The organism is Ruegeria sp. CDSC021 (assembly GCF_059610845.1).
On record NZ_JBXWOK010000001.1, the window covers coordinates 391476 to 408009 of the forward strand.

Here is a 16534-nt window from a genome sequence, read left to right on the forward strand (position 1 = left end):
CCTTTACCCTGCCTGACCTGGGGTAATTATCTGAAACGTTCCGTTGTCGAATTTGACGAAACATGAATCTGTGCTGAGCGGTGGCAGCTGTGTTGTTGGGACCGCAGCAACACGCGACTTTACGCCCTGCTTGCAAGGCGGAAGGCTGACCGGGCGATAGCCTTTCTGCGCCATGCATTGTGCTTCCAGCTTGTTGCGCAGCCCTTTGTTCACATCGACCGTATAGATCTGACCGGGCTGCCACCAGCCTCCGGTGCGATGACACCTTCCCCGACCATCGCAGTAGGTGCGACCTGGCCAATAGGTTGGTGCCCCTTGTCGCACCTGATTGGCAACGGGGGCGTCTTTGAGGGACTGAACCTGACATCCGGTCGTTTCCGACTGCATTTGCGAAACTGTCTCGCCCTCTTGATAATACAGGGAAAGCGGCCCACACGCAGTTAGCAACAGAGTCAAAGAAATCGTGAGAGCTATTGTTTTCATACGCTTACCTTGCCTCAGCTTTGCTTGTGTTACAAACTAATTGACCGTCTGGGGGGCATCTGTCATTCAAAGATTTCAGGCAGAAGGGCCAATAGCATGAAGGTCATCATTTGCGGTGCGGGTCAGGTTGGCTGGCAGATTGCACGGCATCTTTCGGGCGAGTTGAACGACGTTACTGTGGTTGACAACAATCCTGATCTGGTGCGACGGGCGACCGAAACCTTGGATGTTCAGGGGATTGCGGGATTTGCAAGCTATCCGGATGTTCTGAACCGAGCGGGCGCGCGCGATGCGGATATGATTATTGCTGCCACCCATTCGGACGAGGTGAACATGGTCACCTGTCAGATGGCACATTCGGTTTTCTCCATTCAGCGCAAAATCGCCCGGCTTCGGTCGAAATCCTATCTCGAGGCGATTCATTCAGATCTGTATCGCCGCGATCACCTGCCGATTGATGTGGTGATCAGCCCCGAGCGCGAGGTTGCCGCAGCGGCGATGCGCCGGTTGTCTGCCCCATCCGCCTTTGACACCGAGATGTTCATGGATGGCAAAGCGCAGTTGCTTGGCATTCGCATCGCCGAGGATTGCCCGATCGTGAACACGCCATTGCGGCAACTGACCGATCTGTTTTCGACGCTCAGCTCTATCGTGGTGGGTGTCCGGCGCGAGGGTACGCTGTTTGCCCCGGAATCCGAGGACCAGCTGTTTGTCGGTGACGAATGCTATGTCTTTAGCAATGTCAAAGACGTGGACCGCACGATGGAGGTTTTCGGCAAGGCGCAAAAACGGCAGGACCGGGTGGTGATTGTCGGCGGTGGTAATGTCGGTCTTGAAGTTGCTCGGACATTGGAAGAACGTGAAAGCCGCGTTCGTGCCAAGATAATTGAACGAGACCGCCACTGTGCGGAAGTGGCAGCCGAAGCGCTTGAGCGAACGATTGTCCTTCACGGTGATGGTCTGGACGCGGCGCTGCTGCGCGAAGCTGGCATCGAACGCGCGGATGCAATGTTGGCCGTCACGGATGATGACCGTGTAAATATGTTGGTTGCCGTGCGTGCCAAGGCCGAAGGTTGTGCTCTGGCGATTGCACTGATCAATGATCCCAGCATGGTTGCCCTGATGGGGCCGCTGGGTATCGACGCCTATATCAACCCCCGCGCCACCACCGTCAGTTCGATTCTGCGCCATATTCGGCACGGACGCGTGCGGCAGGTCTACTCCATCGGAGATGCAGAGGCCGAAGTGATCGAGGCCGAAGTACTTTCAACCTCGCCCATGGCCGGGCAGAGGCTGCGCGACATTGATTTCCCCGAAGGTGTGCTGGTTGGCGCCGTGCGTAAGGGCGATGAGATGTTGCGCCCCACCGGTAGTCTCAGGATTGAAGAAAAGGATGTGGTGGCGATTTTTGCCTTGGCCAAAGACGTCCCCGAGGTGGAACGGCTGATGCAGGTCTCGATCGATTTCTTCTGATGGCGCATGCACGGAAAAAACAGGTTAGCCTTATACGGCGATTGCCGCTGTTTCTTCTGCTCTGGGGTATTTTTGCCGCCGCTATGTGGATGCCTGCCATATTTGCGCTGGTGCTGGATGATCACGAAACGTCCCGGTCGTTCTTCTATTCCGGGTTGCTGGGGTTGTTCGTGGTCGGGATCATCTCGCTGGCAACATCCAACAGAATGCCGCGCCGAGGGACATTGGGCCAGTTGGCGGTCTTGTTAGGCTGTTTCACCGTATTGCCCTTGTTTCTTGCGATCCCTCTGCATGATGCGTTGGGTAATACGAGCTTTCTGAACGCCTATTTCGACATGGTCAGCGCATTGACCACTACCGGGGCTGATTTGTTTCCTGATCCAGACCGGTTGTCGGCGCCGTTACACCTTTGGCGGGCTCAGGTCGGATGGATGGGCGGGCTTTTGATGTGGATTTCAGCGGCCGCGATCCTCGCGCCGTTGTCGCTGGGCGGGTTCGAGGTGACAGCCCGTGGTCAACCCGGTCGCCCGGTTTCAGGCGTGGCGCAAAGCGAGATGGTAGACCCGCGCGGGCGTCTTATCCGCGTCACGCTGACTTTGACGCCGGTTTATGTCGGGCTGACCGCTGTCATTTGGCTGTTGCTCGTGATCGCAGGAGAGCAGGGCCTGACCGCCATCTGTCATGCGATGTCGACCATGGCCACATCGGGTATCTCACCGGTTGGTGGGCTTGAGGGAGCGCAGGCCGGCGTAACCGGTGAGGCCATCCTGTTTCTGTTCCTGTTCTTCGCTTTGTCGCGGCTTACCTTTTCCTCGGACACAGCTACCTCAGGATATTCGCGGCTGGATAAGGACCCCGAGTTCCGGATCGGGCTCATGATCGTTGCAGGCGTAGCGGCGCTGCTTTTCTTCAGGGTTCTTGCCGGCGTCAGCGAAATTGGCGGCCAGATGGAACCTCTTCAGGCGTTGAGCGTAATTTGGGGCATGATTTTTACGGTCTTGTCATTTCTGACAACCGCGGGGTTCGAAAGTGCGAACTGGGATGATGCCCAGCAAATTTCCGGTCTGGGCACCCCGGGATTGATCCTGATGGGGCTTGCGCTGATCGGCGGTGGAGTTGCAACAACGGCGGGCGGGGTAAAGCTGTTGCGGGTTTTTGCTCTGTACCTTAACGGCGCGCGCGAAATTGACCGTTTGATTTATCCGTCCTCGGTCAGCGGAGTAGGTGGTGGAAACCGCCGCATCCAAAGCGATGGGGCCTTTATCGCTTGGATATTTTTCATGATGTTTGCCCTGACAGCTGCTGTGTTCAATGTGTTGCTTGCTGCCATGGGTACGGGGTTCGAACACGCTATGGTGCTTAGCGTTGCAGCGCTGAGCACGACAGGGCCGTTGATCGAATTGGCAACCGATGTTCCTATCCGATTGATCGACCTTTCGGGCGGTGCCAAGCTGACCATGTGTGCCGCTATGGTGATCGGCAGATTGGAAACGCTGGCGATTATTGCCTTGATCACACCCGCTCTATTGAGGGGTTAAGAAACAATAACCATGCTAGTGACTGATTTTTCATCTGGAATATCGGTTAACGACACTCCATACTCCGCCGGAGGGAGCGCGTTGGTCCGCAGCGCGTAGCAAGAACAATGGCGAGATTATAAGAATATGGCTTCGGACAGACAGAATCTGCAGGACGCGTTCCTGAATAATGTACGGAAAGCAAAAGTCCCGGTCACAATTTTCCTGATCAACGGTGTGAAATTGCAGGGTGTGATCACCTGGTTCGACAACTTCTGCGTATTGTTGCGCCGCGACGGACAGTCGCAGCTGGTCTACAAACACGCGATTTCGACCATCATGCCATCGCAGCCGATCAGCCTGTATGAGGGCGAAGACGCCTCTTGATGGAACATGAAAGGGTGCGCACCCGAGCGTGGGTGCTGCATCCGGAAATCAAATCAGATGAACAGCGCCGCGTTCCAGGACCGGCGCTGGCAGAAGCGGTGGCGCTGGCCGCTGCATTGCCCGACCTTGATGTGATCGGATCCGAAGTTGTGCGCTTACCTCGAGCGCAGGCCGGTTTTCTGTTCGGTAGCGGCAAGATCGAGGAACTGGCCGAACGGTTGCACGAGAACGAAGTCGAGCTGGTTTTGATCGACGGATCGGTTACGCCCGTTCAGCAACGCAATCTTGAAAAGGCGTGGAAGGTCAAGATCCTCGACCGGACCGGGCTGATCCTCGAAATCTTCAGCGACCGTGCGCGCACCCGTGAGGGCGTTTTGCAGGTGGAAATGGCCGCGCTGAGTTACCAGCGGACCCGGCTGGTGCGTGCCTGGACCCACCTGGAACGGCAGCGGGGCGGATTGGGCTTTGTGGGTGGCCCGGGTGAGACCCAGATCGAAGCGGACCGCCGTGCCATTGATGAACAACTGGTGCGGCTGCGGCGTCAGTTGCAGAAGGTGGTCAAGACCCGCACGCTGCATCGCGCGGCGCGGGCCAAGGTGCCATATCCGATTGTGGCGTTGGTAGGCTATACCAACGCGGGCAAATCAACCCTGTTCAACCGCCTGACCGGGGCTGATGTCATGGCCAAGGATATGTTGTTCGCCACGCTTGACCCTACCATGCGTCGGGTCGAACTGCCTGACGGTCCCGAAGTGATCCTGTCGGACACGGTGGGGTTCATTTCGAACTTGCCCACCGAGTTGGTCGCCTCCTTCCGTGCGACGCTGGAAGAAGTTCTGGGTGCGGATATCGTGGTTCATGTGCGCGATATCAGCCACGATGAATCTGAGGCGCAGGCGAAGGATGTCGAAACTATCCTGACTTCACTGGGTATTGACGATACGCGACCCAGGATTGAGGTCTGGAACAAGATCGATCTGCTGTCCCCGGATGAGCGCGAAGCCGCGATGGCGCGGGCAGAGCGGGATCAGGGGATTTTCGCGATTTCAGCCGTCACCGGCGAAGGGATCGCCCCGCTTTTGGCGGAAATTGCCGTCACGCTGCAGGGCGTACGTTCTGAGGTAACGCTGGAACTGGGATTTGCCGAAGGCAACAAGCGCGCGTGGTTGTTCCGTCAAGAGGTCGTGCAGTCCGAAAAGCAGACCGAAGATGGCTTTGTGATCGACGTTTTGTGGACAGAAAAACAGGCCTCGCAATACTCCGCGCTTTGAACTCTGACTGGGGGCGAATTCCCCTATACCCATCGAACAAAGTGGTCCGTGATCAGCCGTCAATCTGGCGCTGAAAATCCTCGGCATCGAACCAAACCAGAGAGGTCTGGACCTGATTGGTGTCGGTCATTTCCCATTCTTCCCAACCCCGCGTCACGACGTCGTTGCCGGTCTTGGAATGCTGCCCTTCAAGGGTCCAGACAAATATTGCGTGGCTTCCCGCCCAGCGAAACATGTCGCAGCGGACCTCAAGATCGGGGAAATCAGTGTAAAACCCGCGCGCCATTTCCGCCACCGCAGCGCGGCCTATGATCGGTTCTCCACGGTTGATCGTGATCTGTCCGTCGGGAGCATAGAAACTGGCAACGGTCTCGGGGTCGCCCGAGCTCCAGGCGATCGCATAATCCCGCGCGAGATTGTTCAGCTTATCCCGGATACTGGCCATTTGGTCCCCCGCACACAAATCCTAGGCCTTTGGATCGTATGCCAAACGCCATTCAGCGTCCACGCGATGGAAAATAAACGGGCGAGGTCTTGCCGAAGCACGGACCTTAGCGGGGGATAAGGGTGGTCACTCCGACAGCGGCTGCATGTGCCAGGTCAAGGTCCAGGGACATCGGGATGTATTCACCCCGACGCCAAAGCTGGGCCTGATCGTCATAGTAGCGTGACAGGAAGTGACCCGACTGGCCCGTAGCCGTGATAAAGACCGAGCTGTCGGGATCCGCAAAATCATATACGCCGCGATAGCCTGCACCGTGCACGTTCTGAAACGGATCAGGGCCTTCGCCCGATGTTCTGCCACGCAGCAGGGTGTTGTCGCCACCACTGGTGGACTGTCGGATATTCACAAAGAATCGCAGCACCGGAACCGATCCCAGAACCGGGTGGTCATGCGTCGCCTGATGCGCGTCACCCCAGCGTAGAGATTCCAGTGATCCTCCGTATTTTTCGGAAATCCAGATCAGCGCATCGTCCAGTGCCATGCGCGCCATATCGGTGCAGGTCTCTGTCGGCGCGCTCTGACGCACATTACACCAGGCCGAAGCTCCGTCGATGTCGCGATAGACACGTTCGATGAACAGTGGTTCGACATGTTTGTATTCAGCCGCCAGGGGGCCAAGCTCATCTGCGATCAACCGGATTTGCAGCGCCCGAACCCAAGCAGCATAGATCAGGGGTTCTGGCAGGTGTTCATTCATCTCGCCATTCCACTCGGCCAAAAGGTTCAGCGCGATCTGGCGCTGGCGTTCCTGGGTGCCTTCGGGGGCAGAGGCGCCGGTGTACCACAGATCAGCCCCGATCAGCGGAAGCAGAGAGCGCGCGGTAAAGCTGACCGTGTCCAGCTGTGCCTCGATAAAGCTGTCGCGCGTGTGTACCTCGCGCGATTGCATCAGCCGTTCCCAGCGATGGATGCGCTGCGTATCCCCCCATTCAAATGAGACATGTTCGGGAAATGGCCGGTCGATGATCTTGTTGTTTGTGTTGCCCAGAATGCCGCCCGCAGGTGCGACGAATTCGGGGTTGTCAGCATAGGGCAGGCGGCCTTGCCACCGGTTTTCGGCCAGCCAGCCAGGCGTCGGAATACGCCCCCGGCTTTGGTTCTTTGCGGCACGGTGCGGCATTGCACCGATCAGCTTCATGCCGATCGTGTCCTTGTCGACCAATGACAGGTTCTGAGATGGCGCCATGAACAGCTCGGCTGCGGTGATTGCTTGTCGGACAGTGTCCGCATTCATCAGCGCCATTGAGGCTGACATGGAAGTGTCCCGTGCGCTCAGGGCTGTCCAGGACAGCGAGGCGACATGACCCGGCGGCGTGATCGTCCCAAGATCGTAATGGGTGCCCGGCAGAACCGGTCCGTTCTCGGTCCAACGCAGGGTCAGAGTGATTGGGGCTTCGTCTTTGATCTCGATGATCGAAGGGCGGCTGCGAAAGGTCTTGTATCCTTCGGGGGTCAGGTATTCCTCGGGGTTTTCTGGGTTCAACTGCTCGATATGGATGTCCTGATCATCCAGATAGGATGAGGTCAAACCCCAGCCCAGCCGATCACTGCGTCCGGTCATCACCGCCGGGATGCCGGGGATCGTGGCACCGATCACGCCGCCTTTGGCCAGTTCCAGACGGGCCAGATACCAGATGCCCGGCGCTGTGAAACCCAAATGCGGATCATTGGCCAGAAGCGTCCCTCCGCTGGCAGATCTTGTGGGGGCGGCAGACCATGCGTTCGATGCTCCGGCCAATCCGCGCTTTGGAAAGGGCGAGATGGGCGTGTCCGGCATCGACGATCCGGCCGCATATCTGGGCAGGTTAGGAAACAGGGCGGCGTATTCGGGCAGAGCGGCGATTCCCGGCCCGGGAACATCAGGCAGAATATCCGCCAGTCGGGTCTGGTCATCCAGCATAAGCGATGTGCGCGCGCGCAGCACTTCATCCTCAAGATGGCCAGAAAGTTGCAGGCTCATGAGTTTGATGACGGCCAGGCTGTCGCCCGGTTGCCAGGGCGATACAGGCGCATTGAACAAAAACATCTCTGGCGCACCACGGCCCAATGCGTTTTCGTTAATCTCGGCCAGTCGTGCATTCACCCCGGCAGCATAAGCGCGCAGGGCCTCTTTGGTATAGTCGTCCTGGGCTTGTACCGACCGGTGTGCAAGCCCGTACAGATCAAACCGCCGCAACAGCTTGTCGATATGAACAGTGCGAGCGCCAAAGACTTCGGACAATCGGCCCTGCGCTGTCCGGCGCAGAACAGTCATCTGCCAGAGGCGATCCTGTGCATGGGCATAGCCAAGCCCAAAGAAGACATCCGGGTCTGATGCGCCCAGAATATGGGGAACATTCGCTGTATCCCTGACAACCTCAACCGGCGCAGTCAGGCCATCAACTTTAACGGTCTGATCGTAGTCCGGCAGGGACTGGCTGGCCAGAAAATACACCAGCAACACAGCCGCCAATGTCAGCAGAACAAGACCCGAGGCGATACGCACAAGCCAGCGAAAGACAATTCCCATCAGCGGTCACATTTCCGTTCACTCTATGATTGCGCAGACACTAGAGGATGGCCGCACGGATCGAAAGAGGAACCGCATGAGAACATGCGTGTTTACCGCGGTTTGAATGAAAAACCCCGCTTCGGGCGTGATGCCGAAAGCGGGGTGTCTTGAGGGGGGAGGGTAGTCCGGTATCAGGGAATGATGCGGGTGTATTTCGTGCCTTCGACCGTCGCGCCGAACTTTAGCCCTGCCTGTCCGAAGACCGCCGCCAGAACCGGCGAACGCAGGGTGGTGGTGTCGGTCGACAGAGAGTCGCCCGTCGCATCGACCACGTAGCCGACTTCGGCCCCGGCGGTCCATCCGCTGGAACGGCGGAAATCGTTCAACGCGTCCTGTGTCATGAAGAACAGGACATGCGCATATTGCTGGGCACCGATTTGCAGGCCGGCGGTTCCCGAAATTGCGGAATAGTAATCAACTGTCGCGCCCTGAATGCGTAGCGCGCCTGTGCCGTAGGCACCGCCAAAGACGATTAGTCCGGCATCGGTTATCAGAGGCATGACCAGCATGCCGTTGGCCTTGTTCGCGATTTCGAGCGTGTTGGGGTAGGTGGCGTACATCTGGTTCAATGTCGCATCCACACGGGCGTCAATCGTCGCTGCGTTGGAACTGCCGACGCCATTGCCGCAAGCGGCGGTCACTGACAGACCGGCCATGCCAAAAGCAAAGCCACGACGGCTTAATCGAGTAGGTTTGGAACTGCTCATGTTTTTTATCTCTGTATAAATGCCTGATTGTCGGGTGCTCCCGATCTTGTCCGCAAGAATACGCCGATTGTCGCCTCGTGTCACGGGAAAGCTGCCCAGTGACCAAAGATAGTCGGCGAAAAATCGCGGAAACGCGGGGGATTAGCCCTGCAGGATCCGGGCGGCCTGAGGCGCGAAATAGGTCAGTATCCCGTCGCAGCCCGCGCGTTTGAACGCCAGCAGACTTTCGAGCATGACCTTCTCTCCGTCGATCCAGCCATTCTGCGCCGCGGCCTGTATCATCGCGTATTCACCCGAGACCTGATAGGCATAGGTCGGCGCGCCAAACGTGTCCTTGACCCGGCGGCAGATGTCCAAATAGGGCATGCCGGGTTTGATCATGACCATGTCTGCGCCTTCGGTCAGGTCACGCTCGATCATGCGCAGCGCCTCGTCCGAGTTTCCGGGGTCCATCTGATAGGTCTTCTTGTCCCCGGTCAGCGCGCCCGAGGCGCCCACTGCATCTCGGAACGGTCCGTAGAACGCACTCGCATATTTGGCCGCATAGCTGAGGATCATCACGTTGTGATGGTCTGCGCCTTCCAGGGCGCGCCGCATTTCACCGATCCGGCCATCCATCATATCTGACGGTCCGATGATGTCGGCGCCCGCATCTGCTTGCGCCAGCGTCATCTTTACCAGCGCCTCGATCGTTTGATCGTTTATGATCTCACCATCGACCACATATCCGTCATGGCCGTTGATATTGTATGGGTCCAGCGCCACGTCCGTCATCACCGCGATATTAGGTGCGGCTTTCTTGATGGCGCGAATGGCTCGGTTGGACAGGTTATCGGGGTTCCACGCTTCGGCGCAATCTTCGGTCTTTAGGGAGGCGTCGGTGTAGGGAAAGATGCAGATTGCCGGGATACCCAGGGCCTGCGCTTCGACCGCAGCCTGTGCGATCAGATCGACCGAGCGGCGCATGACACCAGGCATCGAGGGGACAGGCTCTTCAATACCTTCGCCGTCTCGGACGAAAACCGGCCAGATCAGATCATCGGTGGTCAGTGTATTCTCGCGGACCAGCGCCCGCACCGCCTGTGATTGGCGTGTTCGACGAAAACGGGCCAGAGGATAGGGGGCAATGGTCGGTTTCATGACGCGCTCTCCTTGTAAATTCCAGCATTGGGTGGCATGAATTCCGTGTAGTCTCAAGGGTAACGATGGACGCGTCTTTGCGAAGAAGGTCCCTGAAGACGGAAATTAAGGGCTGACGCGTGGACTTATACTCTTCGATTTTTGAACTCATCGACATGCGCAGCTTTTCGAATCTCTGGTATTGGATCGGGCTTGCGGTGTTGTGGTCATCGGCCAGCCACTGGGCCATGGGCGTGCCGTATGACCTTGTTGTGCGCGCAAGACGGGTAGGCGGGCAATCGGAACAGGATTTGATGGATATCGTCCGCATTAACGGAAACCGATTGCTCTATATATTGGATGTATCCGGCCTCGCGATATTAGCGTTTAGTTGTTTTTTGTTCACGGGTCTCGCCACTTTGGGGTTCTATTACGGTGTCGAATTCGCGCAGGCCGTGTTTTTGTTGCTGTTTCCGATTTGTCTTGTCGTGCTGATCAATGTATCAGCCGCGCGGAAACTGCGCAGGGAAACACCCAGTCTGGAGTATATTTCCAAGATTCTTACGCGCTGCCGGATCTATACCCAGATAGTTGGTATGATTTCGATCTTGATCACTTCGCTTTGGGGCATGTACCAGAATTTTTCCATCGGCGTCCCGGGTTGGTAAAATCAGAAAGGCTTGGCGATGACGGGTCCGAACCAAGTAATCGTTGGCGGCGCCCCCGAAGGGTTTGACGCGCAGCTTGTCCTGAATGAGCTGGCGCGCTCTGGCGGGCCGGTGTGCCATGTCGCGCGTGATGACAAACGGCTTGAGGCGATGCGCGCGGCGCTTGCCTTTTTTGCGCCTGACATGCCGGTATTTGTGTTCCCAGGTTGGGATTGTCTGCCATATGATCGGGTATCGCCCAATGCGGATATCTCGGCAGCGCGTGTGGCCACCCTTGCCGCACTTGTGCACCAGATGCCGCAGCAATACGTGCTGTTGACAACTCTGAACGCCGCAACCCAACGCGTGCCCGCCCGTGCAGTGCTGCGAGAGGCGGCGTTTACCGCCCGTGTCGATCACCGCATTGATGAAACCGCGTTGCGGAATTTCCTTGTGCGCATGGGCTTCACGCAAAGCCCCACGGTGATGGAGCCCGGCGACTATGCCGTTCGAGGGGGCATCATCGACATTTTCCCGCCCGGCGAATCCGGGCCGGTGCGGCTGGACCTGTTCGGGGATGTTCTGGATGGAGCACGTCGGTTTGATCCGGTGTCGCAACGTACGACCGAAAAGCTGGCTGTTGTGGAGCTGGCGCCAGTGTCCGAGGTCATTCTAGATGACGCCGCCATCACCCGGTTTCGGCAGAATTATCGCATCGAGTTTGGTGCGGCGGGCACCGATGATCCCCTGTACGAGGCCGTCAGCGCAGGCCGCAAGCATCAAGGCATCGAGCATTGGTTGCCGTTCTTTCACGAAAAGCTTGAAACGCTGTTTGATTATCTGCCTGGTGCCACAATCTCGCTGGATGATCAGGTCACGCCTGCCCGTTTGGCACGTTGGGAAACCATTGCCGATCAATACGAAACGCGGCGGCTCGCACTGGAGAACCGGTCGCGCATGGACACGGTGTATAAACCGACACCACCGGGCCTACTGTATCTAGATGACACTGCTTGGGAACAAGCTGTCGGCGATAGGCGCGTTCTGCAATTCAATGCATTGCCTCAGGCCCTTGGGCCCGGGGTGATCGATGCTGGTGGTCGGATCGGGCGCAACTTTGCCCCGGAACGCCAGCAGGAAAGCATCAGCTTGTTCGGAGCACTGGCCAGCCATATCACCGACAAAATGGCCAAGGGGCCGGTTCTGATTGCCTCTTATTCCGAAGGGGCCCGCGAACGTCTGACTGGGCTGATCGAGGATGAAGGCCTTGCCGAGGCGATCCCCGTGCCCGACGGTACGCGCATCGGCAAACGCGGGCTACATCTGGCCGTCTGGGCGCTGGAGCACGGGTTCGAAACGCCCGACCTGACCGTGATCGCCGAACAGGATGTGTTGGGCGACCGGCTGATCCGGCAGCCCAAAAAGCGCCGCAAGGCCGAGAATTTCCTGACCGAAACCCAATCCCTTAGCCCGGGTGATTTGGTGGTTCATGTGGATCACGGCATCGGGCGCTATCTGGGGATGGAGGTCGTGACGGCGGCCGGTGCCGCCCATGAATGTCTGCTGCTGGAATACGCAGAACAATCCAAACTGTACCTGCCGGTCGAAAATATCGAACTGCTGTCGCGATACGGTCATGATGAGGGTCTGCTGGACAGATTGGGCGGCGGCGCGTGGCAGGCCAAGAAGGCCAAGCTGAAAGAGCGCATTCGCGAGATGGCGGATAAGCTGATCCGCATCGCTGCCGAACGGGCCTTGCGCAAGGCCCCGATCATGGACCCGCCTCCGCACGCGTGGGAGGAGTTCAGTGCGCGCTTTCCCTATCAGGAAACTGACGATCAGCTGCGCGCAATCGGTGAGGTCATGGAAGACATGCATTCTGGCGCGCCGATGGATCGTCTGATTTGTGGCGACGTGGGCTTTGGCAAGACCGAGGTCGCAATGCGTGCCGCTTTCGTTGCCGCAATGTCGGGCGTGCAAGTGGCGGTGATCGCACCGACAACGCTGTTGGCGCGTCAGCACGCGGCCAGCTTCAAGGATCGCTTCCGGGGCTTCCCGCTTGAGGTGCGGCAGCTGTCCCGCTTCATCTCGGCCAAAGAGGCGCAACAGACCCGTGACGGGTTGGCGCGCGGCACGGTGGATATTGTGATCGGCACCCATGCCTTGCTTGCAAAAGGGATTCGGTTCAACAATCTGGGTCTGCTGATCATCGACGAGGAACAGCATTTCGGTGTTGGCCACAAGGAGCGTCTGAAACAGCTGCGTAGCGATATCCACGTCCTGACCCTGACCGCGACGCCGATTCCACGAACGCTGCAACTGTCCCTGACCGGCGTGCGTGACCTGTCGATCATCGGCACACCTCCCATCGACCGGCTGGCGATCCGCACCTATGTCAGTGAGTTCGACGCGGTCACGATCCGCGAAGCCCTGCTGCGTGAACATTACCGTGGTGGGCAGAGTTTCTATGTCGTCCCGCGCATATCGGACCTACCCGAGATAGAGGAATTCCTGAAAGAGCAACTGCCCGAGCTGACTTATATGGTGGCGCATGGGCAGATGGCGGCGGGGGAACTCGACGATCGGATGAATGCGTTCTACGACGGGAAATACGATGTCTTGCTGGCCACCACGATTGTGGAAAGCGGGCTGGATATCCCGACTGCAAATACGATGGTTGTGCACCGGGCGGATATGTTCGGGCTGGCGCAGCTCTATCAGATCCGCGGCAGGGTCGGGCGGTCGAAAATCCGCGCCTATGCCTATCTGACAACAAAACCGCGCGCCCGTCTGACTGCCACGGCCGAAAAACGCCTGCGCGTTCTGGGCTCGCTCGACACGCTGGGGGCGGGGTTCACGTTGGCGTCTCAGGACCTTGATATTCGAGGGGCGGGTAACCTGTTGGGCGAGGAACAGTCGGGCCAAATGCGCGATGTGGGTTATGAACTCTACCAGTCGATGCTGGAAGAGGCGATTGCCAAGATCAAAGCCGGTGAGATGGAAGGCCTGTCGGATGCAGATGACCAATGGGCGCCGCAGATCAATCTTGGCGTCCCTGTCCTGATCCCAGAGGATTATGTGCCCGATCTGGATGTCCGCCTGGGCCTGTATCGCCGTTTGTCGTCGCTGTCGACCAAGGTGGAATTGGAAGGCTTCGCCGCTGAATTGATCGACCGCTTTGGCACGCTGCCGAAAGAGGTCAACACCCTGATGCTGGTCGTGCGCATCAAGGCGATGTGCAAACGGGCGGGGATTGCAAAGCTAGATGGCGGGCCCAAAGGCGCGACGATCCAGTTTCACAACGACAAATTTGCCTCGCCTCAGGGGCTGGTCGAGTTCATCCAGAACCAGCGCGGGTTGGCCAAGGTCAAGGATAACAAGATCGTCGTGCGCCGCGATTGGAAGAAGGATAGCGACAAGATCAAGGGGGCATTTGCCATCGCCCGCGATCTGGCGGAAAAGCTGGTGGCCGAAAAGAAAAGAGCCAAAGCCTAGTCACCGCTGACAAAGGTGCACAGCTGCCAGTCGCCCGCTTCGGATTGCGCTAATGCAGCCCGGAACCCGGTCATGTGCCACAGGAAATCGCTGTGCATATAGCCCTGGCCGCCGTCTGTCAGCAGAACCCTCTGGTACTGCGCGATGGGGGAGAAGTCGCGGATGATGACGACTTCATAGCTGATGAGGTCGAGTATGGCCGCGCCTCGATTTGGTGCGTTGCGCAGAGTTACATCCTGAGCGGTCACAAAATAGGCCAACGCCGGATCCAGCGAAGCGGGTAGGGTGAGCTGCCATTGGTGAGGCATCCAGAACTCGCCGTCTTCGTTGAAATAGCCAGGCTGTGTCAGGGTGTTTTCCAGATCGGACCAAACGGTTTCAACAACCTTTTCGCTGTCATCATCATCTTGCTCTGACGTTGCCGGTCCGGGAGTAAGATACTCGCGCAGCTCGTCCGGGCCGCCATTGCCGCCGTGGCTAAGGTAAATATCCGGGCAGGCAGCAGACAGCACGCCTTCGATGTCGCGCTCGGCTACCATGTTCAGCAGGTTTGCCCGGAACGAGACGAGGGTGGCATCCCGCTCCGCCTCGTCGACGGGCGGAAAGGATTGTCGATCCGCCAGCGCCGGGCTGCAGAGCAAAGCAAACAGTAGGGCGTACCTCATTCGGCGGCCCTCATGGCGGCTTGAGCACAGAAACAGGACGCCCCAACAGCCCGGTCCGCACGAGCCAAAGCCAAATCCAGCCGTTGTCTGATCTGCACAATCTCAACCGTCTCACCGCGCGCCTTCAGGCAGTCATGCAGGCCCTTGAGGCTCCAGACATTGTCAGGATGGACAGAGGCACGGCTGAGCGTACCGCCCACCCCCAAATCTTCGCGGTATATGGCCTCGGCTTCGGCGGTATGCCCTTGTTCGAACAGCAATGCACCCAACGCGTGACGAGTGGGCTGCATCCATCCCCATGGCTCGTCATAGGGCAATGTGTCGTCCAGTTCGACCGAGCGGCGCAGATGGGCGTAGGCCGTATCGTAGTTTTCCATGCGATACTCGATTTCGCCACGCAGCATTTCGCGGGCAATGTCCAGCAGGTCGATCACGCGGTTATTGTGCAGCAATCGCGTTTCTGGCACGCGGGCCTTGGCAGCGAGGAACAACTGCTCTTCGGCTTCGGCTTCGCTGACCTGCCCAGTGGCGGCAAAAGCAATGGCCCGGGCATAATGCGTGGTTGCCGTGAGAGTACAGTACAGTTCGGGGTCCGAGGGCAGCTCAAGCGCCATTGCCTCTTCCCAACGGCCAAACCGGATGAGGATATGCGGCCCCATTGACATGTAGCTTTCGAAGAAATCCGCCATAGGCGGGCTTTCTATGCGCAGCATGTCTTCGGGTGTGGTGTCCCACAATCCCTGATTGGCCCGCAGAGCCGGTTCCATCTGTCCCAGAAATAGGGCGCCATATATGACAAAATGATAATTGTGCTGGCGGTAGCCGGTGTAGATGTTGAACGCGCCTTCGCGTTCGTAATATTTCAGGTCGGCCTCAACGGCTTTTTGGTTCCAGTGGACGACGTTCTGGTAATGGCCGCACAGCACATCGATATGGGTGGGCATATGCACCAAATGGCCCGCATCGGGAACCAGCGTCCGCAGAACATCCCCCGCTTTCAGCGCTTTCTCCGGGGTCGGAGACATCTCCATCAGGTGGACATAAAGATGCAGTAACCCGGGATGAGACATCGCTGCTGGATCATCAGCCATCGCCTCCTCCAGCGTTTTTTGCGCCTCGACCGTGGCGGCCCCTTCGGCGGGCTGGCCGGTCGTCAAATCCCACATTTGCCAGGGAGTGAGGTTCAAAAGCGCTTCGACATAGATCGTGCGTAGGTCCAGATGAGCGGGCTGCGATGCAAACGCTGCGCGCATGGCATCGGCAAAATCGTGATCCCAGTTGTGCATGTCGTCAATGGCTTCGCGCTGGGGATAGCGGGCGGGAAGCGCGCGGATCAGCGCTTGTTCAACCGGCGTACATTCGCCCGCAAGAGACATGGCCAGCTGCGTCGCATCATAGGCCAGCGCCAGCGCCTTTTGCCGGCCCGCGTCATCGTGCAGGTCCCAGGGCATGTTGTAATTCGGCCCCGCCGCATAGGCGACGCCCCAATGGGCCATGGCGCAGTTCGGGTCATGCTCTAGCGCGCGCTGAAAACAGACGACGGCCTCTTCGTGGTTATAGCCATAGGTCCAGACCAGCCCCCGGTCGAACCACAGTTGCGCATCGGGCGAAGAGGTGCTTACCGGACAGGAATGGGTGCCCAGATCGTAGTAGTCGCTCATTGAAAATCTCCCCTCGAAACAAGGGGAGGATAACGTGTTTCACGCGCTCTGCA

13 protein-coding genes are annotated in these 16534 nt (G+C 58.3%); 6 read left to right on the top strand and 7 right to left on the bottom strand.

What is annotated here, in order from left to right; genetic code table 11:
* Positions 1–3 precede the first annotated feature (3 nt).
* Positions 4–387 carry a hypothetical protein gene (locus AC2FGB_RS01985; RefSeq protein WP_282027378.1) on the bottom strand — a complete coding sequence of 128 codons (384 nt, stop codon included), beginning with the start codon at positions 385–387 and terminating at the stop codon, positions 4–6.
* A gap of 192 nt (positions 388–579) precedes the next feature.
* On the opposite strand from AC2FGB_RS01985, the gene trkA reads away from it, so the two are divergent.
* From trkA to hflX, 4 genes are all read left to right on the top strand, one after another.
* A complete protein-coding gene (trkA, locus tag AC2FGB_RS01990; protein WP_142633524.1) occupies positions 580–1956 on the top strand; it encodes a Trk system potassium transporter TrkA in 1377 nt (458 codons plus the stop codon).
* Entirely contained in the window at positions 1956–3494 is a 1539-nt protein-coding gene (locus tag AC2FGB_RS01995) for a TrkH family potassium uptake protein (protein WP_142633526.1), read from the top strand. Before trkA ends, AC2FGB_RS01995 begins: the two co-directional genes overlap by 1 nt.
* A 126-nt stretch (positions 3495–3620) precedes the next feature.
* On the top strand, positions 3621–3860 hold the full coding sequence (gene hfq / locus AC2FGB_RS02000; RefSeq protein WP_010440340.1) for an RNA chaperone Hfq: 240 nt from the start codon (positions 3621–3623) through the stop codon (positions 3858–3860).
* Complete coding sequence (gene hflX / locus AC2FGB_RS02005) at positions 3860–5131, top strand: GTPase HflX (protein ID WP_282021922.1); 1272 nt, start codon at positions 3860–3862, stop codon at positions 5129–5131. The genes hfq and hflX overlap by 1 nt, the downstream gene beginning before the upstream one ends.
* A 52-nt stretch (positions 5132–5183) precedes the next feature.
* Here hflX and AC2FGB_RS02010 read toward each other — a convergent pair whose 3' ends face one another.
* The 4 genes from AC2FGB_RS02010 to hemB all read right to left on the bottom strand — a co-directional run bounded on the left by AC2FGB_RS02010 (position 5184) and on the right by hemB (position 10034).
* Positions 5184–5576, bottom strand: coding sequence for a nuclear transport factor 2 family protein (locus AC2FGB_RS02010; RefSeq protein WP_496693459.1), 393 nt, complete (start codon positions 5574–5576; stop codon positions 5184–5186).
* A gap of 106 nt (positions 5577–5682) precedes the next feature.
* Positions 5683–8145 carry a penicillin acylase family protein gene (locus AC2FGB_RS02015; RefSeq protein WP_496693460.1) on the bottom strand — a complete coding sequence of 821 codons (2463 nt, stop codon included), beginning with the start codon at positions 8143–8145 and terminating at the stop codon, positions 5683–5685.
* A gap of 173 nt (positions 8146–8318) precedes the next feature.
* Positions 8319–8894, bottom strand: coding sequence for a lipid-binding SYLF domain-containing protein (locus tag AC2FGB_RS02020; RefSeq protein WP_142633534.1), 576 nt, complete (start codon positions 8892–8894; stop codon positions 8319–8321).
* Positions 8895–9035: 141 nt separating this feature from the next.
* A complete protein-coding gene (gene hemB, locus AC2FGB_RS02025) occupies positions 9036–10034 on the bottom strand; it encodes a porphobilinogen synthase (protein WP_281972015.1) in 999 nt (332 codons plus the stop codon).
* Between the two features lie 119 nt (positions 10035–10153).
* On the opposite strand from hemB, the gene AC2FGB_RS02030 reads away from it, so the two are divergent.
* Positions 10154–10681 (top strand): component of SufBCD complex, encoded by a 528-nt coding sequence (locus AC2FGB_RS02030; protein WP_142633539.1) that lies wholly within the window; start codon positions 10154–10156, stop codon positions 10679–10681.
* 18 nt (positions 10682–10699) lie between these two features.
* On the top strand, positions 10700–14155 hold the full coding sequence (mfd, locus tag AC2FGB_RS02035; RefSeq protein ID WP_496693461.1) for a transcription-repair coupling factor: 3456 nt from the start codon (positions 10700–10702) through the stop codon (positions 14153–14155).
* On the opposite strand, the gene AC2FGB_RS02040 is transcribed toward mfd, so the two are convergent.
* Both AC2FGB_RS02040 and AC2FGB_RS02045 read right to left on the bottom strand, forming a co-directional pair.
* Positions 14152–14820: an SH3 domain-containing protein gene (locus tag AC2FGB_RS02040; protein ID WP_496693462.1), complete on the bottom strand. Its 669-nt coding sequence runs from the start codon at positions 14818–14820 to the stop codon at positions 14152–14154. The two genes, mfd and AC2FGB_RS02040, sit on opposite strands and share 4 nt — an antisense overlap.
* Positions 14817–16481: a hypothetical protein gene (locus AC2FGB_RS02045; RefSeq protein ID WP_496693463.1), complete on the bottom strand. Its 1665-nt coding sequence runs from the start codon at positions 16479–16481 to the stop codon at positions 14817–14819. The genes AC2FGB_RS02040 and AC2FGB_RS02045 overlap by 4 nt, the downstream gene beginning before the upstream one ends.
* Between the last annotated feature and the right edge of the window lie 53 nt (positions 16482–16534).